Source organism: Burkholderia cepacia complex sp. TUM26381, assembly GCF_057439935.1.
In genome coordinates this window covers 2,123,187-2,147,274 of sequence record NZ_CM172007.1, presented here as the reverse complement: position 1 = coordinate 2,147,274, position 24,088 = coordinate 2,123,187, and the positions used below count along the sequence as shown (strand labels likewise).

The 24,088-nt window shown below is 67.7% G+C and carries 16 protein-coding genes; 8 read left to right on the top strand and 8 right to left on the bottom strand.

Going from position 1 to position 24,088, the window contains the following annotated elements; genetic code table 11:
* Positions 1–196: 196 nt before the first annotated feature.
* Genes ACWMMN_RS26275 through ACWMMN_RS26265 form a run of 3 tightly spaced genes read left to right on the top strand, consistent with a single transcriptional unit; the run spans position 197 to position 4,881 of the window.
* The gene (locus ACWMMN_RS26275) at positions 197–3,133 is read left to right on the top strand and encodes a molybdopterin oxidoreductase family protein (RefSeq protein ID WP_486423326.1); all 2,937 of its coding nucleotides are present in this window, start codon (positions 197–199) and stop codon (positions 3,131–3,133) included.
* Positions 3,134–3,149: 16 nt separating this feature from the next.
* Positions 3,150–3,896 (top strand): 4Fe-4S dicluster domain-containing protein, encoded by a 747-nt coding sequence (locus ACWMMN_RS26270; RefSeq protein ID WP_059237122.1) that lies wholly within the window; start codon positions 3,150–3,152, stop codon positions 3,894–3,896.
* 37 nt (positions 3,897–3,933) lie between these two features.
* Positions 3,934–4,881, top strand: coding sequence for a dimethyl sulfoxide reductase anchor subunit family protein (locus ACWMMN_RS26265; protein ID WP_342705949.1), 948 nt, complete (start codon positions 3,934–3,936; stop codon positions 4,879–4,881).
* Between the two features lie 26 nt (positions 4,882–4,907).
* On the opposite strand, the gene ACWMMN_RS26260 is transcribed toward ACWMMN_RS26265, so the two are convergent.
* Positions 4,908–5,660 carry an IclR family transcriptional regulator gene (locus ACWMMN_RS26260; protein WP_059237120.1) on the bottom strand — a complete coding sequence of 251 codons (753 nt, stop codon included), beginning with the start codon at positions 5,658–5,660 and terminating at the stop codon, positions 4,908–4,910.
* Between the two features lie 184 nt (positions 5,661–5,844).
* On the opposite strand from ACWMMN_RS26260, the gene ACWMMN_RS26255 reads away from it, so the two are divergent.
* Complete coding sequence (locus ACWMMN_RS26255) at positions 5,845–6,834, top strand: AAA family ATPase (RefSeq protein WP_256086539.1); 990 nt, start codon at positions 5,845–5,847, stop codon at positions 6,832–6,834.
* Positions 6,831–8,552: a cobaltochelatase CobT-related protein gene (locus ACWMMN_RS26250; RefSeq protein WP_486423325.1), complete on the top strand. Its 1,722-nt coding sequence runs from the start codon at positions 6,831–6,833 to the stop codon at positions 8,550–8,552. Before ACWMMN_RS26255 ends, ACWMMN_RS26250 begins: the two co-directional genes overlap by 4 nt.
* A gap of 13 nt (positions 8,553–8,565) precedes the next feature.
* Here ACWMMN_RS26250 and ACWMMN_RS26245 read toward each other — a convergent pair whose 3' ends face one another.
* From ACWMMN_RS26245 to pdxR, 6 genes are all read right to left on the bottom strand, one after another.
* On the bottom strand, positions 8,566–9,333 hold the full coding sequence (locus ACWMMN_RS26245; RefSeq protein ID WP_059237117.1) for a sulfite exporter TauE/SafE family protein: 768 nt from the start codon (positions 9,331–9,333) through the stop codon (positions 8,566–8,568).
* The gene (gene pta, locus ACWMMN_RS26240) at positions 9,330–10,364 is read right to left on the bottom strand and encodes a phosphate acetyltransferase (RefSeq protein ID WP_174991911.1); all 1,035 of its coding nucleotides are present in this window, start codon (positions 10,362–10,364) and stop codon (positions 9,330–9,332) included. Before pta ends, ACWMMN_RS26245 begins: the two co-directional genes overlap by 4 nt.
* Positions 10,365–10,481: 117 nt before the next feature.
* Positions 10,482–12,299 carry a sulfoacetaldehyde acetyltransferase gene (xsc, locus tag ACWMMN_RS26235; RefSeq protein ID WP_059237115.1) on the bottom strand — a complete coding sequence of 606 codons (1,818 nt, stop codon included), beginning with the start codon at positions 12,297–12,299 and terminating at the stop codon, positions 10,482–10,484.
* Positions 12,300–12,459: 160 nt separating this feature from the next.
* On the bottom strand, positions 12,460–12,858 hold the full coding sequence (locus ACWMMN_RS26230) for a nuclear transport factor 2 family protein (RefSeq protein ID WP_047850193.1): 399 nt from the start codon (positions 12,856–12,858) through the stop codon (positions 12,460–12,462).
* A 375-nt stretch (positions 12,859–13,233) separates the two neighbouring features.
* Positions 13,234–16,128, bottom strand: coding sequence for a GH92 family glycosyl hydrolase (locus ACWMMN_RS26225; RefSeq protein WP_486423324.1), 2,895 nt, complete (start codon positions 16,126–16,128; stop codon positions 13,234–13,236).
* Between the two features lie 544 nt (positions 16,129–16,672).
* A complete protein-coding gene (pdxR, locus tag ACWMMN_RS26220; RefSeq protein ID WP_486423323.1) occupies positions 16,673–18,199 on the bottom strand; it encodes a MocR-like pyridoxine biosynthesis transcription factor PdxR in 1,527 nt (508 codons plus the stop codon).
* Positions 18,200–18,464: 265 nt separating this feature from the next.
* Here pdxR and ACWMMN_RS26215 point away from each other — a divergent pair, with 265 nt between their 5' ends.
* Positions 18,465–18,803 (top strand): GNAT family N-acetyltransferase, encoded by a 339-nt coding sequence (locus tag ACWMMN_RS26215; protein ID WP_174991908.1) that lies wholly within the window; start codon positions 18,465–18,467, stop codon positions 18,801–18,803.
* A 68-nt stretch (positions 18,804–18,871) separates the two neighbouring features.
* The gene (gene phnY, locus ACWMMN_RS26210) at positions 18,872–20,320 is read left to right on the top strand and encodes a phosphonoacetaldehyde dehydrogenase (protein WP_486423322.1); all 1,449 of its coding nucleotides are present in this window, start codon (positions 18,872–18,874) and stop codon (positions 20,318–20,320) included.
* Positions 20,321–20,365: 45 nt separating this feature from the next.
* On the opposite strand, the gene ACWMMN_RS26205 is transcribed toward phnY, so the two are convergent.
* The gene (locus tag ACWMMN_RS26205; RefSeq protein ID WP_486423321.1) at positions 20,366–22,612 is read right to left on the bottom strand and encodes a TonB-dependent receptor; all 2,247 of its coding nucleotides are present in this window, start codon (positions 22,610–22,612) and stop codon (positions 20,366–20,368) included.
* A gap of 323 nt (positions 22,613–22,935) precedes the next feature.
* Here ACWMMN_RS26205 and ACWMMN_RS26200 point away from each other — a divergent pair, with 323 nt between their 5' ends.
* Positions 22,936–23,997 carry an asparaginase gene (locus ACWMMN_RS26200; protein WP_059237109.1) on the top strand — a complete coding sequence of 354 codons (1,062 nt, stop codon included), beginning with the start codon at positions 22,936–22,938 and terminating at the stop codon, positions 23,995–23,997.
* Positions 23,998–24,088 lie beyond the last annotated feature (91 nt).

Below are 24,088 nucleotides of genomic sequence, written 5' to 3'. Positions count from 1 at the left end.
GGTGCGCGCGCCGGGCCTTCGCGCGTGCAGATCCGGCGGGCGATCCGATGGATGTCGCGGCCAACTATCAGGCCGCCCGATAGGACCGATCGGAGGATGCGACTTTATGTCGGCCGCCTGCCGGCATAGCATGGATGAACCGATTCACGGGTGCGCCCCGGCGGGGCGCACCGTCATCCGCGAACGAGGACAGACGATGGAACATCGGGCACGCGAGCGCGACGAGCAGGCCGACATCAAGACCACGACGTGCTACATGTGCGCATGCCGCTGCGGCATCCGCGTACACCTGCGCGACGGTGAAGTGCGCTATATCGACGGCAATCCGCAGCATCCGCTGAACCAGGGCGTCATCTGCGCGAAAGGTTCGTCGGGAATCATGAAGCAGTATTCGCCCGCGCGGCTCACGCAGCCGCTGATGCGCAAGCCGGGCGCCGAACGCGGCGATGCCCAGTTCGAGCCGGTGTCGTGGGAGGTCGCGTTCGACGTGCTCGAAAAGCGCCTGTCGCACCTGCGCGCGACCGACCCGAAGCGCTTCGCGCTGTTCACGGGCCGCGACCAGATGCAGGCCCTCACGGGCCTGTTCGCGAAACAGTTCGGCACGCCGAACTATGCGGCGCACGGCGGGTTCTGCTCCGCGAACATGGCGGCCGGGATGATCTATACGATCGGCGGCTCGTTCTGGGAATTCGGCGGCCCCGACCTCGACAACGCGAAGCTGTTCTTCATGATCGGCACCGCGGAGGATCACCATTCGAATCCGCTGAAGATCGCACTCGGCAAGTTCAAGCGCGCGGGCGGCCGTTTCATCGCGATCAATCCGGTGCGCACCGGTTACGCGGCGATTGCCGACGAGTGGATTCCGATCCGCCCGGGCACCGACGGCGCGCTGTTCATGGCGCTGATGCACGAGCTGATCGCGCGCGACGCGTTCGACATGGAATTCGTGTCTCGCTTCACGAACGCGGGCGAGCTGATCGACCTGCGTGCCGATGCCGACACGTCCGGGCTGTTCGTGCGCGATGCCGATGCGCCGGAGGTCAACCCGCTGTATCCGCAGAACCGGATGTGGTGGGACACGAAGACGAACCGCGCGGTGCTGCACCACACGGATGGCGCCGAGCCTGCGCTCGACGGCCGCTACACGCTCGACGACGGCACGCCGGTTGCACCGTCGTTCACGCTGCTGCGCGAACAGGTGGCCGATTGCACGCCCGAATGGGCGGCCGACATCACCGGCATCGCGGCGGATACGATCCGTCGCCTCGCCCGCGAGATGGAAACGGTCGCGCGCGCGCACGCGATCGAATTGCCGGTGCGATGGACCGATTCGTGGGGCAAGGAACATGCGACGGTGAAGGGCGTGCCGATCGCGTTCCATGCAATGCGCGGGCTCGCCGCGCACTCGAACGGCTTTCAGACGATTCGTGCGCTCGCGGTGCTGATGTCGCTGCTCGGCACGATCGACCGCCCGGGCGGCTTTCGCCACAAGGCGCCGTATCCGCGCGCGGTGCCGCCGTCGGCGAAACCGCCGAACGATCCCGACCAGATCAAGCCGAACACGCCGCTCGCGACCGGCCCGCTCGGCTGGCCGGCCGGCCCCGAGGATCTGTTCGTCCATCCGGACGGCACGCCCGCGCGGCTCGACAAGGCATTCTCGTGGGAATACCCGCTCGCGGTGCACGGACTGATGCATTCGGTGATCACCAATGCGTGGCGCGGCGATCCCTATCCGATCGATACGCTGCTGATCTTCATGGCCAACATGGCGTGGAATTCGTCGATGAATACGACGGAAGTGCGCAAGATGCTGGTCGACAAGCGCGACGACGGTGAGTACCGGATCCCGTTCCTGGTCGTGTGCGATGCGTTCGCGTCGGAGATGACGGCGTTCGCCGACCTGATCCTGCCCGACACGACTTACCTCGAACGGCACGACGTGATGTCGGTGCTCGACCGGCCGATTTCCGAATTCGACGGGCCGGTCGATTCGGTACGGGTGCCCGTCGTGCCGCCGACCGGCGAATGCAAACCGTTCCAGGAAGTGCTGATCGAGCTGGCGAGCCGGCTGAAGTTTCCGGCCTTCACGACCGCGGACGGGCAGCGCAAGTACCGCGACTATCCGGATTTCGTCATCAACTTCCAGACCGCGCCGAATTCGGGCACCGGCTTCCTGATCGGCTGGCGCGGCAAGGACGGCGACAAGGCCGTCGTCGGCGAGCCGAACCCCGACCAGTGGACGCGTTACGCGGAGAACAACTGCGTGTACCACCACCGGTTGCCGGAGCCGCTGCAGTACATGCGCAACTGCAACGGCCCGTACATGCAGTGGGCGGTCGACAACGGCATGCGCAAGTTCGGTGTGCCGATCGTGATCCAGCTCTACTCGGACGTGATGCAGAAATTCCGGCTCGCTGCGCAGGGCCGCACGTCGGGCCGCCAGCCGCCCGACCATCTGCGCGAGCGCATCGCGCGCTATTTCGATCCGCTGCCGTTCTGGCACCGGTCGCTCGAAAGCGGGCTGACCGATGCGAACCGCTATCCGCTCGCGGCGATCACGCAGCGGCCGATGGCGATGTACCACTCGTGGGATTCGCAGAACGCGTGGCTGCGGCAGATCCACGGCGAGAACCACCTGTTCGTGAACCCGGTGACGGCCGCCGCGCAGCAGATCGACGACGGCGCGTGGATCTACGTCGAATCTCCGTGGGGCAAGGTACGCTGCCGTGCGCGCTACAGCGAAGCCGTCGAGCCCGGCACCGTGTGGACGTGGAACGCGATCGGCAAGGCGTCGGGCGCATGGAATCTCGGGCCGGACGCGGGCGAGTCGCAGCGCGGCTTCCTGCTCAACCACGTGATCACCGACGAGTTGCCGGATGCGGCGCGCGCCGGTGCGCGCATGTCGAACTCCGATCCGGTTACGGGGCAGGCCGGCTGGTACGACGTGCAGGTGCGGATCTATCCGGCCGAAGCCGATGCGGCGACGACGCTGCCGCAGTTCGCGCCGATGCCGGCGCTGCCCGGCACGCCGCGCGTGCTGCAGCGCGTGCAGGCGTATTTCGCGGGAACCGGCGCATTCGCCGCGCGGCTGCGGCGCGCGGCGTCGGCCGGCCCGACGTCCGACGATCGTTGAACGAAGGAGCAGAACCATGACCCAGATGGCCCTCGTCATCGACCTGAACGTGTGCGTCGGCTGCCATGCCTGCGTGACGAGCTGCAAGGAATGGAACACGTCGGGCGAAGCCGGCAGTCTCGCCGATATGCGTCCGTACGACGACGATCCGTCCGGCACGTTCTTCAATCGCGTGCAGACGTACGAAGCCGGCGTGTTTCCGATGACCGACACGATCCACTTCCCGAAGTCGTGCCTGCACTGCGAGGACCCGCCGTGCGTGCCCGTCTGCCCGACCGGCGCGAGCTACAAGCGCAAGTCGGACGGGATCGTGCTGGTCGATTACGACAAGTGCATCGGCTGCAAGTACTGCGCATGGGCGTGCCCGTACGGCGCACGCGAGCTCGACGAAGGCCGCAAGGAGATGACGAAGTGCACGCTGTGCGCGGACCGCATCGACAACGACGCGCTGCCGGAACGCGACCGCAAGCCGGCCTGCGTGCTCGCGTGCCCGACGTCGGCGCGGCTGTTCGGCGACGTGCACGATCCCGAATCGGACGTGTCGCGCGCGATCCGCGAACGCGGCGGCTATGCACTGATGCCCGAATGGGGCACGCGGCCGTCGAACCATTACCTGCCGCGCGTGAAGACCGAAGCGTCGTGCGGTTGCGGGAGCAGCGGCGGATGCGGCAGCGCGTCGGACGGACGCAACGAGGACGATTCGTTCGAGGCACGTGCGTCGCGCGGCGACATCGATCTCGTGTCGCTGGCGACGCCGCGCTGAGCGCGACGCATTTCATTCAGAACCATACGGAGTTCCCATGCGCCCAGCCTTTTCGGTCGTTTTTCTCACCACGCTGTGCGGCGCCGCACAGGGCCTGCTGCTGACGCTCGTGATCGTCGAGGCGCTGGCGCGGCTGGCCGGCCTCGACGTGGCCGCCGCGTTCTATGTGACCGGCACCGCGCTGTCGGTCGTGCTCGGCGTGCTTGGCCTGTTCGCGTCGTTCTTCCATCTCGGCCACCCCGAACGTGCCTGGCGTGCGATCGCGATGTGGCGCACGTCGTGGCTGTCGCGCGAATGCATCGCGCTGCCGGTGTTTCTCGCATGCGCGTTCGCGTATGGCGCCGCGCACCTGTTCGGCTGGCCCGGCACGCTGTTGATCGGCGCGGCGGGCGCGCTCGCGAGCGTCGCGTTGTTCGTCTGCACCGCGATGATTTACGCGTGCCTGCGCTTCCTGCAGGAATGGGCGAGCCCGCTGACGCTGGTGAACTTCGTGCTGCTTGGCTGCGCATCGGGGTGCACGCTCGCGACGGCCTGCGCGGCATGGCTCGCGCCGGCGCTGGTCGGCCGGCTCGCGGTGGCCGCCTGCGTGCTGACGCTCGCGGGCTGCGTCGCACGGCTCGCGTCGCTCGCGCGCAATGCACGGCTGCGGCCGAAGTCGACCGTGCAGAGCGCGACGGGGATCCGCAGCGAGAAGGTCGAGCAGAAGTCGCGCGGCTTCACGGCCAGCGCATTCAACACGAAGGAATTCTTTCACGGGCAGGGCAACGGCACGCTGCGCGCGGTGAAGGCCGGTTTCCTGATCGGTGCGTTCGCGGTGCCGTTCGTGCTGACGGGGGCCGGCGCACTCGCGCCGACACCGGTCGCGGCGGCCGTCGCGCTCGGCGCGGCGTTCGTGATCCAGTATGCGGGGCTGGTCGCGGAACGCTGGTTCTTCTTCGCGGATGCGCGGCATCCGCAGAACATCTACTACCAGCGCGCGTCATGACGCTGGAAGCGAGCGGCCGCGCCGTACTAGAAGGTGTCCGCGAGCGCGCGGGCCGCTTCCTGCAGGCGCGGCACATGGTCGAGCAGCCGCGACAGCGGCGCGCGCGACACCGGCGCATGGACGGCGACCGCGGCGATGCACGCGCCGTCGTCGCCGAGGATCGGCGCCGCGATGCAGACGATACCCGCGACGAATTCCTCGTTGTCGATCGCGACGCCCTTGTGCGCGGTGCGGTCGAGTTCGGCTTCGAGCAGCTCGGGGTCGGAGATCGTGTTCGGCGTGTGGCGCGGCAGCGCCATCGCACGCACCAGCGCGGCGCGTTCGTCGCGCGGCAGCAGCGCGAGCAGCAGCTTGCCGCTCGCGCTGCAATAAGCGGGCACGCGCGAGCCCGGTTTCAGGTCGAGCCGCAGCGGCCAGTCGGCCTCGACGCGGTCGAGATAAACGACTTCGGTGTCGTGCAGCGCGGTCAGGTTGCAGGTTTCGCCGAGATCGGCGACGAGCCGCTCGAGGATCGCGTGGCGCAGCCGGCGCGCACCCGCATGCAGCATCACGCCGGTGCCGAGTCGCGCGAGGCGCGGCCCGATCGCATACGCGTTCTTGCGGCCCGGCTCGCGGATCACGAGGCCGCCGGCTTCGAGCGACGCGAGCATCCGGTGCAGCGATGCCTTCGGGATATCGACGTCGCGCGCGAGATCGGCGAGCGACACGGCGTCGCCGGCCTGGACGAGATGTTCGAGCAGCGCGAAGGCGCGCAGCGTGGGCGTATCCGCGGGCAGCATGTCGGGCGTTCCGGAAACTGGACTGCGGCCATTGTACCGAACGGCCCGGCAGGCCGGCCGCGCGGGGCGGCGGGCACGGCAACCCGGCACGCATTTTCGGCAACGGAACGAATCGTTCCGTAAACAGGATCGACGCAGGCGCGATCGACGCCTGCGCAACACGCAACGACAGGAGCGCAACGCAATGGATGGGGTGACGAACAAGCCGGACTGCATGGTGTCGGTCCGCGAACGGTTCGGTTTCGACTCGGACCTGATGGTGCCCGCATTCAGCGCGCGCGACGACCACGTGCCCGATGTCGACGATGCGTACCGCTTCAACCCGGACGTGACGCTCGCGATCCTCGCGGGCTTCGCGCGCAACCGCCGCGTGCTCGTGCAGGGGATGCACGGCACCGGCAAGTCCACGCATATCGAGCAGGTTGCCGCGCGGCTGAACTGGCCGTGCGTGCGCGTGAACCTCGACGGCCACATCAGCCGGCTCGACCTCGTCGGCAAGGACGCGATCGTCGTGCGCGACGACGTACAGGTGACCGAATTCCAGGAGGGGATCGTGCCGTGGGCGCTGCAGCGGCCGGTCGCGCTGATCTTCGACGAATACGACGCGGGGCGGCCCGACGTGATGTTCGTGATCCAGCGGGTCCTGGAGCGCGACGGCAAGTTCACGCTGCTCGACCAGAACCGCGTGATCCATCCGCACCCGTCGTTCCGGCTGTTCGCGACCGCGAACACGGTCGGGCTCGGCAATCTGAACGGGCTCTATCACGGCACGCAGATGCTCAACCATGCGCAGATGGACCGCTGGAACGTGGTCGCGACGCTCGACTACCTGCCGCGCGACGAGGAGATCGGCATCGTGCGCGCCCGCGTGCCGGAACTCGCGGACGAAGCCGGCCGCCCGCTGCTCGAATCGATGGTGAGCCTCGCGGAGTTGACGCGCAACGGCTTCGCGACCGGCGACCTGTCGACGCTGATGTCGCCGCGCACGGTGATCAACTGGGCCGAGAACTGCGAGATTTTCCGCGATCCGGCGCTCGCGTTCCGGCTCACGTTCCTGAACAAGTGCGACGACGCCGAGCGGCCGGTCGTCGCCGAGTATTACCAGCGCTGCTTCGGCGAGGAACTGGCGGTCGCGTCGCGTGCCGGCGGCGGCGAGCCGGGGGCGGGGCGGTGAGCGCCGGTCGCGATGCGGCACGCCGTGCCTCCGCGCGCGAAGCGCTCGGCGCGTCGACCGTGCGTGCGCTGACGCGCGATGCGGCGCTGCATTACCGCGCGGGCCGCGTGTGCCGCGACCTGCGGCCGTTGCCGATCCATGCGCCGCACCTGCGCGCGCAGGCCGCCGACGACGATCTCGCGTCGTGGCGCGGCGCGGCCGATGGCGTCGCGTTGCGCATCCTGCATTCCGATGCCGATTTGCATCGCGCGTTCTCTGGCAGCGATCCCGTCGAACGCGTGCTGTTCGAGATGCTCGAGCAACTGCGCTGCGAATCGCTTGCACCACCCGCGATGCGCGGCGTCGTGCAGAACCTGCGCCATCGCTTCGAAACCTGGTCGCGCGCGTTTCACCGGTCGGGACAGGCCGATACGCATGTCGGGATGCTGGTCTACACGGTCGCGCAGATCGCGTGGTCGCGGCTGACGGGCTGGCCGGTGCTCGAGGAAACGGAAGACCTGATCGAAGCGTCGCGCGCAGCGATCGTGCCCGAGATCGGCGTGCAACTCGCGGGGCTGCGCCGGTGCCGGCACGATCAGCGTGAATTCGCGGAACATGCGCTGGCGCTCGCGCGGCGCATTGCGTCGATGATCCGGGACGCGCGTGCGGCCGTCGTCGACCCGGAGACCGAAGACGCACGCGAGCAGGACGATGCGCTTACGAATTTCTCGTTGTGGGTCGATTTCGACGACACGGGCATCGACTTGCCGGCATTGGTGGAGACGGGCGACAGCGTCGTGCTGCACGGCGGCGGCGCCGTCTATCGCGCGTACACGACGCGCTACGACCGCGAGTTGCGGCCGGCCGCGCAGATCCGCGCGGCGTTGCTGCGCGAGTACCGCGACCGGCTCGATGCGCAGGTCGCCGCGCAGCGGATCAACGTCACCCGGCTCGCCCGCGTGCTGCGTGCGGCGCTCGTCGTGCCGCAGGCCGACGGCTGGTCGTTCGGCGAGGAGCATGGCCGCCTCGATGGCCGCCGGCTCGCGCAGCTCGTCAGCTCGCCGGCCGAACGGCGGCTGTTCCGGCTCGAACGCGTGCGGCCGCATGCGGACTGCGCGATTGCGTTCCTGATCGACTGTTCGGGCTCGATGAAGACGTGGATCGACGGCGTCGCGCTGATGGTCGACACGCTGGCCCGCGCGGGCGACGCCGCGGGGCTCGCGACCGAAGTGCTGGGCTTCACGACGCTCGCGTGGAACGGCGGCCGCGCGCGGCAGGCGTGGCTCGCGTGCGGCAAGCCGCGCCATCCGGGCCGGCTCAACGAAACCGGCCACCTGGTGTTCAAGGATGCCGACACGCGCTGGCGGCATGCGCGCACCGGCATTGCGGCGCTGTTCAAGGCAGACCTGTTCCGCGAAGGCATCGACGGCGAAGCGGTCGAATGGGCGTGCGCGCGGCTCGCGGCGCGGCCGGAGGCCAGAAAGATCCTCGTCGTGATCTCGGACGGCAGCCCGATGGACGGCGCGACGGCGCTCGCGAACGATCCGTTCTATCTCGACAACCATCTGAAACAGGTGGTTGCGCGACAGGAGGCGGCCGGCCAGGTCGAAGTGCTCGGGCTCGGCGTCGGGCTCGATCTCGGCCCGTACTACCGGCACCGGCTCGCGATCGATCTCGTGTCGGCGCCCGACATGAAGCGGCTCGTCGAAATCGCGCGCTGGATCGGTGCGCGGCGGTGAAAGAGACGGGGAATCAGCCGCGATGCAGCAGCGGCGGCAGCGACGTCGCGATCAGCCCGACACCGATCGCCATCAGCACGCCGAATGCGAGCCGTCGCAGCGCGACCGGCGACAGCGGCGGCGGGTAGTGGCGACCGGCGATCGTCGTCAGCATCACGACCGGCGTCGCGAATGCGGCCAGCAGCCAGATATCGCGATCGAGCTGGCCTTCGCATGCGCTGTACAGCACGCGCGTGGCCGAGGTCGTCGTGAACAGCACGATCAGCGCGCAGCGGATCTGCACGAGCGTCAGCGGCTGCCGGTAAAACTGGAAGATGAGCGGCGGGCCCGACACGCCGAACATCCCGCTCAGCAGTCCGCCGAACAGGCCGCTGACGAAGAAGCTGCGATTGTCCGAGCGCTCCGTCAACGGCGTCGGGCGCAGCGCCGCGCTCAGGCCACCGTACAGCACGACCGCGCCGAGGATCAGTTGCAGCAGGTCGGCCGCCGAGCGGCTCAGGCATTCGAGCAGCACCACGCCGGCGACGACCGACGGCAGGATGCCGAGCGTCGCGGCGCCGACCGCACGCCAGTCGATGTGATGCAGCCGGCCGGGTAGCGCGGTCGCGCCGTTCGCGAGCGACACGACGCTCATCAGCGTCGCGACGGTGGCGAGCGGCGCGAGCCCGAAGCCGCTCGTCGCGCCCATCACGATCATCCCGAGCCCGAACCCCGTGACGGTCTGGAAATAGCTGCCGGCGCCGATCACCGCGATCAGGATCGCCAGTTTGTCTGCCGTCATGCGTGTGCCGCCTCGCCGGCCGCGGCTCGCTGCGCGGCCGCGTGCGCCTGCACGGTGGTCGCCGCGATCACGTGATAGACGTCGTCGGCACTGCAGCCGCGCGACAGGTCGTTCGCGGGCCGGCGCAACCCTTGCAGCAGCGGGCCGACGGCCTTTGCGCGGCCGATCCGCTCGGCAAGCTTGTAGCCGATGTTGCCGGCTTCGAGGCTCGGGAACACGAGCACGTTCGCATGGCCGCCGACCTGCGAATGCGCGATCTTGCGTTCGGCAATCTCCGCGACGATCGCCGCGTCGAGCTGCACGTCGCCGTCGATCGCGAGCGCGGGGCGCAGTTCGCGCACGCGCGCCGTCGCGGCCGTCACCTTGTCGACCGCCGCATGGTGCGCGCTGCCGCTCGTCGAGAACGACAGCATCGCGACGCGCGGTGCCTCGCCGAGCAGCGCGTGCGCGCTGTCGGCAGCGGCCATCGCGATTTCGGCGAGCTGGCTGGCGTCCGGATCGACGACGAGCGCGCAGTCGGAGAAGATCAGCCCGCCCTTGATCGTGTGGAACGGCTCGCACAGCATCATCAGGAAGAAGCTCGACACGATCCGGAACGCCGGATCGACGCCGATCAGCTGGATCGCCGCGCGCACGACGTCGGCCGTCGCATGCACGGCGCCCGCGACCGAGCCGTCCGCGTCGCCGAGCCGGACCATCAGGTTCGCGTGGCAGAGCGGGTCGAGCACCGCGTCGCGTGCGGCGTCGGCCGTCATGCCCTTGTCTTTGCGCAGCGCATGGAGGGCATCGGCATACGCGTCGCGGTGCGCGGCGGCGGCCGGATCGACGAGCGTCGTGCCGTCGAGATCGATCGCGTCGCGCGCGGCCGCCGCATGGATGGCGGCACGGTCGCCGACGAGCACGATGCGGGCGATGCCGTCGCGCGTCGCGCGCGCGGCGGCGTGCAGCACGCGCGGATCGTCGGCTTCGCACAGCGCGATGCGCATCGGCTGGCGGCGCGCGGATTCGAGAATGCGGTCGAGGGCTTTCATCGGGAATTCGAAGTAAAAAAGGCCGGATGCGGCGGCCCGCACGGGGCACGGCGTCCGGCCGGGTGCCGGCCGTGCGGGAAGGGCACGGCCGGCAGCGCTTGCGTCAGCGACGCGGCATCACACGTAGTCCTTGTACTTGTCGAGCATGCGCACCGGCTTCGACAGCGCATCGCGGCGGAACGGATCGCCGAGTTCGCGCGTGCACATGATCTCGATGATCGTCGTCTTGCCTTCGTTCATCTGCATGTCGATCGCGCGCTTGAGCGCCGGGCCGACATCCTCGAGACGATCGACCGTGATCCCTTCGGCGCCCATCGCCCGCGCGATCGCCGCGAAGCTCTGGTTGTCGAGTTCGCCGGCGACGAAGCGGCGGTTGTAGAAGTCGACCTGGTTCTTCTTCTCCGCGCCCCATTGACGGTTGTGGAACACGACGGCCGTCACCGGGATGTTGTGGCGCACGCAGGTCATCGTTTCCATCAGGCTCATGCCCCACGCACCGTCACCCGCATACGACACGGCCGGGCGGTGCGGCGCGGCGACCTTCGCGCCGATGATCGTCGGGAACGCGTAGCCGCAGTTGCCCCAGCTCATCGCCGCGAAGAAGCTGCGCGGCTTGTTGAAGCGCAGGTAGCTGTTCGCGACCGAGTTGATGTTGCCGATGTCGGTCGACACCATCACGTCCTCGGGCATCGCCTTTTCCAGCTCGCGCAGCACCTGGCGCGGATGCAGGTAGCGGCCGCCGTTGAAGGTCTTTTCGTTCTTCTGCTCGTCGATCATGTCGAGGCTGTACGCGTCGCGTTCGTGCGTCCAGTCGTCGAGTTCCTTTTCCCACGCGGCCTTTTCGGTCGCGATCTGGTCGGCGCGGTCGCCGCGCGAGCCGTCGCTCGCGAGGGTGCGGCCTTCGAGGCGCTGCGTGAGCGCGACGGCGGCCGCCTTCGCGTCGCCGCAGATGCCGACCGAGATCTTCTTCACGAGGCCGAGCATCTTGTGGTCGGCGTCGATCTGGATGATCTTCGCGTCCTTCGGCCAGTAGTCCATCCCGTGCTGCGGAAGCGTTCCGAACGGCCCGAGGCGCGAGCCGAGCGCGATCACGACGTCCGCGCGCGACAGCAGCTTCATCGCGGCCTTCGAGCCCTGGTAGCCGAGCGGGCCGCACCACAGCGGGTGGTTCGCCGGGAACGAATCGTTGTGCAGGTAGCTGTTGACGACCGGTGCGCCGAGCCGTTCGGCGAGCGCCTTGCATTCCTCGATCGCGTCGGCCATCACGACACCGCCGCCCGAGATGATCACCGGGAACTTCGCCTGCGCGATCAGCTCGGCCGCGTCGTCGAGGCTCTGCTCGCCGCCGGCGCCGCGATCGAGGCGGCGCGGTTGCGGAATCTCGACCTTGACCTTGCCGTAGAAGTAGTCGCGCGGGATATTCAGCTGCGTCGGGCCCATCTCGGCCTGCGCGCGGTCGAAGCAGCGCGCGGTGAACTCGGCCATCCGCGCCGGGTGCGTGACGTGGCCCTGGTACTTCGTGAATTCCTGGAACATCGGCAACTGGTTCGCTTCCTGGAAGCCGCCGAGGCCGATGCCCATCGTGCCGGCTTCCGGCGTGACGATCACGACCGGGCTGTGCGCCCAGTAAGCCGCTGCGATCGCCGTCACGCAATTGCTGATGCCGGGGCCGTTCTGGCCGATCACGACGCCGTGGCGGCCCGACACGCGCGCATAGCCGTCGGCCATGTGGCCCGCGCCCTGTTCGTGCACGACCGGGATCAGGCGGATGCCGGCCGGTGCGAAGATATCCATCGCATCCATGAACGCGGAGCCCATGATGCCGAACATGTCGGTCACGCCGTTGGCCGCGAGGGTCTCGACGAAGGCTTCGGACGGCGTCATGTCCTGCGGGCCGCTGGTCGATGCACGCAGGGAAGTGGATTGTTCGCTCATGGGTTGTCTCCGATTGTTCAATTAACGGAACGTCTTGTTCCAGATGCTATTTGCTTGGGAAAGCCGGTCAAGCCATTCCACCTGCTACCGGGGAATGTGGAATGAAATGAAATGATTCGTTTCAAAATGCGCGCGGGGCATGGTGGCCCGGGGGGCGCGCTCAGGCCGGTTGCTTCGGCCGTTCCTTGCGGAAAGCGCGCTTGACGGCGATCAGTCCGTCGCGGAATTCGAACAGGTCGCAACCTTCGGCCTCGATGCGCCAGCCTTCGGCGTGCGTGCCCGTGAACACCCACTCGGAGACGCCGCGTTCGCCGGCGACGGTGTGGCGGCCGTGACCCCAGTGCGCGTCGGGGAAGGTCTTGAACACGGCCTCGAACGCGGCGCGTACCGCATCGCGGCCGACGAAGCGCGTACCGTGAATGTCGGGGCCACCGGCCGCGTCGAATACGCAGTCCTCGGTCATGAAGCCCATCAACGCATTGGCGTCGTGCCGGTTGAATGCGTCGGAAAATGCCGCGAGCGTGGCGGCCGTGACGGGGCCGGTGAGCGTGTCTGCCATAACGTGTCTCCTGTCGAATGGTGGGCGGTGCGCAAGGCGCGGGCGCGCATGCGGCACGCGGTATCGACACGTTAGTGAGCGCTCGTTTTTGGCGGTAGCGCCAGTCGGGAGGTTTCGCTTGGGCCAGGGGGAAAGCCGGGCCGGTGCGCCGGTCTACCGGTGCCCCGTGGGTTCCCGACGGCGGGTTCGTTGACGCGCATCGATGGAAATCATCGACGCGGAGCGATGAGCAAGAAGAGCTGCCGCCGGGGCATGTCGCGAAACCGTTGCCGTTGCGCGATGACGTCACGGCGGCCGGGGATCGCGTGACAGCAGCGCCGGCCGGCGAGGGGATAGATCGGGAGGCCCGATGTATCCCCGTCGGTCATGCGGGCGTCAGGATGCCGTCATGCCGATGCCGAACACGTGCATCTTGCCGGCGCTTACCTGGCGCGGCAGCACGATGCTCGTCACCATCTTGCCGGGCGGCACGGGAATCTTCTGCGCGAAGATGTAGGTCTTGACGTTGTCCTGCTGGCCGCTGCCCGAGTTGCGGTAAGCCATCGTGACGGCGACCGCCGCGCTGGCGTGTGCGCTGCCGCCGTTCAGGGTCCAGTCGTCGAAGGTCAGCGTGACGGCCTGACTCGAACCGTCCGCGAAATTCAGCTGCGCGGTGCCGCTGCTCGGGCCATTGTTGGACGAGCCGAGCACCACCACGCCGGTGCCGGCCGGTCCCGGCGGCAGCATCACGGTCTGGCCGACGGTCACGGTATTGTCGAGCGAGAGCGGCCCGCCGGCCACCGCCACGCTGGCGCCGGCCACCACGAACGGCTTGCCGGGCTGCACGCCCGCTGCTGCCAGCGCATTCAGCGAGTAGCTGAACAGGCTGCCGTCGAAGTCCGCGCCCTGGCCGTCGGGATTGGTCGCGCCGTCCGCGCTGAAGCCACGATTGTTGTAGCTGTCGACCGCGTTGATCGCCACCGGCACGCCGAACGACGGCGGTTGCTTCCGGCTGCCCCATTGCGACGGCGCGCTGCCCATCGCGAAGTGCAGCGTCGCGCCGTTCGCGATGTCGTCGTAGGCGATCCACGGTACATCGTGGGTGCGACCGTTGATCGACAGCGACTGCACATAATTGGACGCGGGCGCGCCCTCGGCGCGAATCCGCCACGTGCGGCCGTTGCCGAGCCGTACGTCGATCTGAGGGAACTGCGGACTGCCGATCGCCAGGCCCGCCACGCCGGGGATCTGCGGGTACAGGCCCAGCGCGCCCCAGACATACCAGCCCGACACGGCGCCGAGGTCGTCGTTGCCTGGCAGGCCGTCGGGGCCGGTGCCGAACGCGCTGCCCAGGATCTGCTGCACCACGCGCTGCGTACCCGACGGCTGCGCGGCCCAGTTGTAGAGCCAGGGCACCTCGAAGGTCGGCTCGTTGCCCATGTAGAAGTTGGGCAGGCTCAGGCCGGCATTGAGCACCGTGAAGAACTGGTCGAGCCGCGACGTCACCGCCGCATTGCCGCCGAGCTGTGCGAACAGGCCGGCGCCGTCGTACGGCACCATCCACGTGTACTGTTCGGCATTGCCTTCCACATAGTTGTCGCCGCTGCCCGGCGTTTCGGGAATCCACGCGCCGTTCGACTGGCGCGCCGCGATCAGCGGCGGCGTCAGCGCGGTGTCGAGCAGGTTCTGCCAGTAGGCCGAGCGGCCCAGCAGCATGCGCTGCGTGGCGGTATCGCCGAGTGCTCCCGCGAAGCGCGAGATCGCGAAATCGCTGCCCGTGTATTCGAGCGTGGACGAAGCCTGCCCCCACTCGCCGCCGGTGATGTAGCCGGTCTGCAGGTAGCTCGCGCGACCGCCGTTGGTGGTCACGTTGTTGCACGCCGTGCCGGGGAGGTTCGCCATCTTCACCATGTGCTGCAGGGCGGACCGCGTATCGAAGCGCCGCGCGCCGAACGCATAGGCATTCGAGACGATCAGCGAACCGGCGTCGCCGGGCATCACGCCGTCCTCGACGTTGTCGTTGACCCAGTGCGGAATCGCGCCGCATTGATCCGCGTCGTTGATCAGCGACTGGATCATGTCGCTGGTTTCGGACGGGTTGAGGATCGATTTCAGCTGGATCAGCGAGCGGTAGATGTCCCAGCCCGAGAACGACGAATACTGCGCGTGCTGGCCTTGGGCGACCTGATGCACGGTGTTGTCGAAGCCGATGTACTGGCCGTTCACGTCGCTGAAGGTACTGGGCGCCCACAGCGCGTGATAGAGCGCCGTATAGAATTTCTTCTTCGCGTCGAGCGTGCCGCCCGCCACGCGGATGCCGTTGAGGCGGTCGTTCCAGATGCGGTCGGCCTGCGCGCGTACGCCCGCGAAGTCCCAGCCGCGATTTTCCGCGTCGAGGTTGGCTTTCGCGTTGGCGACGCTGACGTAGGAGAGGCCGATCTTCATCCTGACCGTCTGGCCGGAGCGGAAGCCAAGCTGCGCCACGCCGTGCGAGATCGCGGCCGACGTGAAGGCCTGGTCGAAGGCGGCGTAGAAGTAGACGGGGACCGGCATCGAGTTGCCGCAGAAGCCGCCGCCGACCGTGCTGCCCGAGATCGCACTGCCGGAAACCTGCGTAATGGCGCCGGTGGTCGACGTCTTGGTATTGGTGCGGGTCGCGTCGAGCACCAGCAGCGCGGGTTTGCCGGCCGGGTACGCGAACTGGCCGAAGCCGGTGCGCAGGGTGGCGGTCAGCTCGACCTTGATCTGCGAGTCGAGCAGCACGGAATAGTAGCCCGGTCTGGCCGTTTCATTCGCATGACTGAAGGTTGGCGCAAGCTGCGCCGGGTCGGTGGTCGGCATGACCGGGAATTCGCCGTTGTTGCCGCTGCAACCGGCACCCGGCATGTGCGTCAGGCTGAAACCCTGGATCGAGTGGATGTCGTAGTAGTAGCCGGCGGGCGAGTTCGGCTCCTGGCTGCTGTTCGGCGCCGGCGTGGTGTTGGTGTCGGGCGCCCACTGCACCATGCCCGACGGCAGGCCGGCGGCCGGTTCGACACTGCCGGCCTGTCCCGCCGGTACCGGGTTCGGTGAATTGCTCGCGAGCGTGCCGATCAGCGGATCGACGTACTGCGTCAACGACAGGCTGCGGTTGTCGTCGAGATTCGTCGTGTCGGCCGCATCGGCCGAGGATTCCGCCGGATGGGCGGCCAGTATCGACGCCGCTGTTCCGTCGCTGCCGTCACCGCCACCGCATCCGCTCAACGCGCACGCCGCGGCCAGCAACGCCGCAAGCGTCGTGAATCGATTCATGATCGCCCCCTCCAGTCGGAGATGCATCTTTTGCCTTGACGATCCCGACGATCGAATCCCGGGATCGCTGTGGGTTGTTGCTGTCTGGTTGCGTCGTAACACTAGGATTCGTATGAATTCGTTGTCAATCCGAATAACGGGTTTGTAATGTTTTTATTAGATTTACTAAACGAATGGAAACGATGAACGGGTAGTGGCGCGGTATCGGCGAGCGAAACGGATTCGGAGCGCGAGCGGCGAACGCGGTGTCGTGCGACGAGGCGGGTAGCAATGTGCCGATCGAGTCGAGGCGTGTTGCGTGCGCGCGTGAGGGCGGCCGGTACTTGAAAGGCAGCCCGCGGGCGCGAGGCTGCGAGTTGCTCTTCAGGGCAGCGCGATCGGTCGTTGCGACGGGCATCCGCGCGCGTCGCAGGGGAGCGACGCGCGCGGCACGGATGACATGCTTCCAGTGCAACGAAAGTCGGGATCGTTGCCGGATGCGTGATGCTGATCGATGAGAGAGGGACGTCGCGCGATCCGCTGCGCGATACCTGTCCGCATCCGGTCAGGCGTCCGGCTTTTGCGACCGCATGCATTCCGCCAGCGCCCGCACGCCGGGTTCGATCCGCTCGAGCGGAATCGCGGAGAAGCCCATCCGGAAGCAGCGTCGCGCGTCGCCCGCGTCGTCCATGAAGAACACGTTCCCCGGCTCGATGAGGATGCCGGCTTCCTGCGCGTCGGTCGCGAGACGCGTGGCGTCGAGCCACGGCGGCCCCTCGACCCAGCACGAAGCCCCCCCCGTCACGCGCACATGGCGCGCTTCCGGCACATGCGCATCGAGCGCGGCCATCAGCGCCTGCGAGCGTTCGCTGTACGCATGGGCCAGCCGGCGCAGCAGCGCGTCGTGATGGCCGAGTGCGAGGAAGGTCGCGAACGCGCGCTGGATGTACGCGACCGGATGGCGCACCATCAGCCGCCGCAGCGCGCGCAGTTCGCGGATCAGCTCGCGCGGCCCGACCACGTAGCCGAGCCGCAGGCCCGGCGCGAACGTCTTCGACAGGCTGCCGACGTAGATCACGCGGTCGGCCGTATCGAGGCTCTTCAGCGCCGGATGCGGCGTGCCGGAGAACGTGTTCTCGCTCTCGTAGTCGTCCTCGATGATCACGAAATCATGCTGCTGCGCGCAATCGAGCAGCGCGCGGCGGCGCTCGACCGGCATCGTCGCGGTGGTCGGGCACTGGTGGCTCGGCGTCACGTACACGTAGTCGCAGCGCGACAGCGTGTCGCCGAGCGCGTCGGGCGCGATCCCGTGGCCGTCGACGGGCAGCGGCAGCAGCCGCGCATTGCGGTTCTCGAAGATGTTGCGCGCGTCGGGATAGCCGGGGTTTTCGAAGCCGACCGTCGTGTGCTTGCCGCACAGCAGGTCCGCGATCAGGTACAGCGCCTGCTGGCAGCCGTTCGTGACGACGATCTCGTCGGGCATCGCGAACACGCCGCGCCGCGGCAGCACGCGCGTGCGGATCTGCTGGATCAGCGATTCGTCGTCGCGCTCGATCAGGTCGGGCGCCCAGTTGCGGATCTCCATCACCGACAACGCCTTCAGGCAGCACTCGCGCCAGTCGTTGGTCGGGAACAGCGACTGGTCGAACTGCCCGTAGATGAACGGAAACTCATAGTGCTGCCAGTTCGCGGGCTTCACGATGTTGCGCTGCCTCGACGGCGGATGCGCGATGCGCTTCTCCCATGCGGGGCGGCCTGGCGTGTCGTCGTTGCCGGCAACCTGCGCATCGGGCTTGGCAGTCGCGAAGCCCGGTACGCCCTCGAGCATCTTCGGGTTCACGAAGTGCCCGCTGCGTTCGCGCGAGATCAGGTAGCCCTCTTCGACGAGCATCTGGTACGCGAGCACGACGGTGTTGCGCGCGACGCCGAGCTGGTCGGCAAGTTCGCGGCTCGACGGCAGTGCGGCATCGGGCGCGAGCTGGCCGTCGAGGATCGCGGCCACCAGCATGCGCCGGATCTGGTCCTGCAGGCTCGACGCCGACGACCGCCGGAACTGCTGGGCCCATAGGGCGGTCGGGGTACGACTCGGCATGCTTCCTCCTGTGATCGGTACGGAAAACGCGAGGCGGTGCGCGCGGTGGGGCGCAGGCCCGCGAGGGGCGCGGTGTCGCGAGAATACGCGTGTCGCGCCGCGGATGTGGACTCAATGAAATGTGCCGACTGGCACTACTGCGTGCCGACGTGGCAAGACGATACTCAACTCGTCGCGCCCGGACGATCCGGATAACTCCCCGGTACGGGGGCGCAGGGAGGCGTGCGCGTGTCGCGTTCGCCGGCATCGACATCCGGAGGGCGCCATGCACGTCGTCGTGTTCAGGGATCGCTGCGCGCGCGTGATCCGCATCGTGTTCGACGACGCGCGCGCGACAGCGGTCGCATATCGCGACGACGAGGCGATCGGCGAACTCGGTATCGACGACGGCGGTGGTGCCGCGCGATCGCCGTCGCTCACGCGGCTGTACGTCGAACCGGCCTACCGGCGCAGCGGCATCGCGCACACGCTGCTGGCGTGCGTGTCGCGCGAATTCGGGCGGCCGATTCGCATCGACGCCCGTGCGCGTGAATGGCCCGATACGCCGGCATGGGCGACGCTGTGCCGCTGCCTCGAATACGAAGGGCTGGTGGTGGTTCGCTAGCCCGCGCGGCAATCACTGCATTAGCCGAAAGCGTGGCCACGATCACGCGCCCCCAAGACGGAGACGACATGAGCACGGTCCTGAAACCGATTCCCGCATCCGGCGTGCGGCACGAAGCGTTGCGCATCGACGGGCAGCGCGTGTGGCGCGACGCAGTCATCGACGTGCGCAACCCGTACGACGGCACGCTGGTCGGCACCGTGCCGAAGGCGACGCTGGACGACGTGCGCCGCGCGTTTGCGGTTGCGTACCGGCCGACGCTTACGCGCCACGACCGCGCGGCGATCCTGCGCCGTGCGGCCGACATCGTGCGCTCGCGCACGGCGGAGATCGCGGCGCTGATCACGGCAGAGGCCGGCTTGTGCATCAAGGATTCGACATACGAAGCGGGCCGCGTGGCCGACGTGCTGACGTTCGGCGCCGGTGAAGTGCTGAAGGACGACGGGCAGATCTTTTCGTGCGACCTGACACCGCACGGCAAGAAACGCCGCGTGTACACGCAGCGCGATCCGCTGCTCGGCGTGATTTCGGCGATCACGCCGTTCAACCACCCGATGAACCAGGTCGCGCACAAGATCGTGCCGTCGGTCGCGACCAACAACCGGATCGTCGTGAAGCCGTCGGAGAAGGTGCCGCTGTCGTGTTACCTCTTTGCCGACATCCTGTATGAGGCCGGCTTGCCGCCGCAGATGCTGCAGGTGATCACCGGCGATCCGAGGGAGATCGCCGACGAGCTGATCACGAACCCGGCGATCGATCTCATCACGTTCACCGGCGGCGTGTCGATCGGCAAGTCGATCGCATCGCGGATGGGCTACCGGCGCGCGGTGCTCGAACTCGGCGGCAACGATCCGATCATCGTGATGGAAGACGCCGATCTCGACGAGGCGAGCACGCTCGCGGTGTCGGGCTCGTACAAGAATTCGGGGCAGCGTTGCACGGCGATCAAGCGGATGCTCGTGCACGAGTCGGTGGCCGATCGCTTCACCGAGTTGGTCGTTGAAAAAACGCGTGCGTGGTCGTACGGCAATCCATCCGATCCGTCGGTCGACATGGGCACTGTGATCGACGAGGCGGCCGCGAAGTTCTGCGAGCAGCAGGTGAATGACGCGATTTCGCGCGGGGCGAGGCTGCTGGTCGGCAACGTGCGCGACGGCGCGCTGTATTCGCCGACGGTGATCGACCGTGTGACGCCCGACATGCCGCTCGTGAAGTACGAGACGTTCGGCCCGGTGTCGCCGATCATGCGCTTTCGCGACATCGACGAAGCGATCCGGATGTCGAACAGCACCGACTACGCGCTGTCGTCGTCGGTGTGCACGAACCGCTTCGACCACATCACGCGCTTCATCACCGAGCTGGAAGTCGGCAGCGTGAACGTGCGCGAAGTGCCCGGCTACCGGCTCGAACTGACGCCGTTCGGCGGCGTGAAGGATTCGGGGCTCGGGTACAAGGAGGGCGTGCAGGAAGCGATGAAGAGCTTCACGAACGTGAAGACGTATTCGCTGCCGTGGTGAGCGAGGCGGGGAAGGGCGCATCGCCCCCTCCCGCCGCCATCGGCGTTACTGATAGAAGTTGAGCGTGACCATCGCCGAACGGCCCGGCGCCCACGTTGCGTAGATCGGGTACGCGCTCGCGTAATACTTCTTGTCGAACAGGTTCTGCACGTTCAGCTGCACGTCCATCGTCTTGTTCACGCGCCACGTCGCGGCCGCGTCGAAACGGGCATAGCCGGGCGTCCACTTCCTGGTCGTCGCCGACACGGACGCATAGGTCTGGCTCATCACCGTCGCGCCCGCGCCGAGCGTGAGCTTCGGCATCACGTCGTAGCTCGTCCACAGCGTGAAGTTGTGCTTCGGCACCATCACCATCGGCAGGCCCGAGGCGCCCGGGCTGCCGGGGCCTGCGTCGGTCGTGATCGCGTTCAGGTACGAGTAGCCGCCGAACACGTGCCACTTCGGCGTCAGGTTGCCCGCGAAGCCGAATTCGAAGCCGCGTACGCGCTGCTTGCCCGCGTTGACCGTATGACCGAGGCCGTCGCTCACGCGCGCGTTGGTCTTTTCGGTCTGGAACAGGGCCGACGTCAGCGACAGCTGGTCCTGCAGCACGTCCCACTTCGCGCCGATCTCGATGTTGCGCGAGCGCTCGGGCGCGAGGTCCTGGTTCGTCGCGGTGATCTGGTCGGTGCCGCCGCCGAGGCCGCCGTTCGAGCCCGGCGGGTTCGACGACGTGCCGTACGACGCGTACAGGCTCACGTTGGTCACCGGCTTGAACACGAGGCCGAACTGGTAGCTGAACAGGTTCGACGTATTCGACAGGTCGGCGACGCCGGCCTGCTTGCCGGTCGTGTCGTAACGATCGAAACGCAGCCCCGTGTTGAACTGCCAGCGTTCGGACAGCTTGACCGTGTCGAAGAGGTACGCGGACACCGTATCGGTGCGCGTGTTCGTCGTCGCGCCGGGGAAGCCCTTGTCGCCGTTCAGCACGATGTTGCCGGTCCACGGCATGTTCGGGTTCCAGCCGCCGGCGAGCGGCGTGCAGTTGCCGGCCACCGAGCACGGGCCGCCCGAGCGGATGTTGTTGCCGGCCGAATCCGACACGAGATAGCCCTCGTAGCGCGCCTGTTCGTGGCTGAACTCGACGCCGGCCGTCATCGTGTGCTTCATGCCGAACAGGCTCGCGCTGCCGGTGACTTCGGTCTGGTTCGAGAAGCCGTTGAGCGCGTACTTGCCGCTCTTTGCCTGCAGGCTCAGCATATTCGGGTTCGACGCGAGGATCTGCGGATTCGTCGCGACGTAATCGAGCGTCGAGCGGCCGAACATCGTCGTGTTCTTCAGCTTCCAGTCGTCGTTGATCTTGTGCTCGACGCGCACTTCGCCGGTGTCGGTCTGCCCGTAGCGGTAGTCGCGCGTGTTCAGCCCGAAGAACTGCCCGCGATCGGTCGGCACCGGCGTGCCGCCCGACGCGCGGAACGGCACGCTGAAGTCCGGCATGTCGTACGAGTTCATGTGGTAGTAGCTGACCGTGACCGTGGTCGGCGTGTTCAGCCCGAACACGATCGACGGCGCGACGCCCCAGCGCTTGTTGTACACGTCGTTGCGGCCGGCCTGGTTCGCGTCGTGCCCCATCACGTTCAGGCGCACGGCCGTCGTGTCGTTGATCTTGCGGTTCGCGTCGACCGTCGCGCGCTTGTAACCGTCGGTGCCGAAGCCGATGCTGCTGTTGATGAAATCGTCGTTCTTCGGCGTCTTCGTGACGATGTCGATGCTGCCGCCCACCGAGCCGCGGCCCGCGTAGACCGAGTCGGGGCCCTTGATCACGCTGATCTGCTCGACCGCGAACGTCTCTCGGTTCTGCAGCCCGGAGTCGCGCATGCCGTCGACGAAGATCGAGTTGCGCGATTCGAAGCCGCGGATCACCGGACGGTCGGCCGACGGGTTCGCGGCCGCGTCGCCGCCGAGGAACGTGATGCCGGGCACCGAACGCAGCGCGTCCGCGAACGACGTGACGTTCTTTTCCTTGATCAGCTGCTCGGGAATCACCGTGACCGAGCGCGGCGTGTCGAGCAGCGGCGCGGTGAACTTGTACGACGGCGAACGCTTCACCTGCATGTCCGACAGCGCGGACGACTGGACCGCGATCGTCGGCAGCGTCGCCGGTACGTCGGCGGCCGGCGCGGGCTGGTCGGCGGCAGGGGCGGGAACGGCAACGGGAGCGGTTGCGGCGGAAGCGAGCAGCGGCGTCAGGAAAACGGAGCAGGTCAGCGCCGACACGAGGGCGCGAGGCCTCGTCTTGAACTGGGCAGGCATATCGGGAAGCAGCGGAAGGTTCGGTGAACGGGCGCGTTTTCGCGATGCGGACAGCACAGTCCGCAGCATCGGAAAACGTCAATGTAAATGCGTATGATTCGCGTTTGCGGTCGCAATTGTACGGATTAGTACCAAATATGTAAACGATCGAATGGTTTTTGTACTAATTCAGTCAGGCATTCGTGGGGGCGCGATTGCCTTTGCGTCGTGTGCAACACCGCTTTCCATTGCACGGCCGGCGCGTGGCGGCGGCGACTCGCTACACTGCGGTACCGGTTGGACGGGCCCCGGCAGTCAGGCCCGGAGCAAGGAGACAAGACACGATGGACACCCCACGCGCAGCGGTCGTCACGTACCGCGGCAATACGATCGAGAACACGCACGTCGCCCATGTGGCGGTCGTGGACGCACGCGGCAGGTTGCTGGCCCGGTTCGGCGATCCGTTCCGGATGACGCTCGCGCGCTCGGCGGCCAAGCCGGCGCAGGCGTTGTCGGTGATCGAGACGGGCGCGGTGGAGCGCTTCGGCTTCGACGATGCGGACATCGCGCTGATGTGCGCGTCGCACAGCAGCGAGGACCGTCACATCGAACGCACGCGGGCCATGCTCGCGAAGGTGGCCGCGCACGAATCGGATCTGCGTTGCGGCGGCCATCCGCCGTTGTCCGATGCGGTGTATCGAGCATGGATCAAGCGCGACTACACGCCGACCGGCGTGTGCAGCAACTGTTCGGGCAAGCATGTCGGGATGCTGGCCGGCGCGCAGGCGATCGGCGCGGCAATCGCCGACTACCATCTGCCGGACCATCCGATGCAGGTGCGCGTCAAGCATGGGGTGGCCGACGCGTGCGGCCTGCGCGACGACGAGGTGGACTGGAGTATCGACGGGTGCAACCTGCCGACGCCGGCGTTCCCGCTGGATCGGCTCGCGCGTCTGTACGCGTCGCTGGCCGACGGCGCGGACGCGGTGGAGGCGGGCGGCGCGGTAACCGATCGCGTTCGCGCACTGGCGCGCATTCATCGCGCGATGACGGCCTATCCGGAACTGGTCGCAGGCGACGGCCGCTATTGCACGGTGCTGATGAACGCGTTCGACGGGCAGGTGGTCGGCAAGCTCGGCGCCGATGCGTGCTACGGGATCGGCGTGCGCGCATCGGAGCGCACGCGGCAGCTCGGCGCGGATGGCGCGCTCGGCATCTCGGTGAAGATCGAGGACGGCAATGTCGACGTGCTCTACATGGTCGTCAGCGAAGTCCTCGAGCGGCTGCGGATCGGAACGGCCGCACAGCGCGCGCAACTGGCCGGCTTCCACCGGCCGCCGATGCTCAACACGCAGGGCGTCGAGTTCGGGCACGCAACGTTCCCGTTCGAATTGCAGGCGGCCTGAGCGCCGTCGCCGCGCCGCTGCCGCCGGCCCGCGATCCGGGGCGCCTGCAGCGGCGCGCGCCCGCTCGCTGACCGGCTGGCGGGCGGGTGCG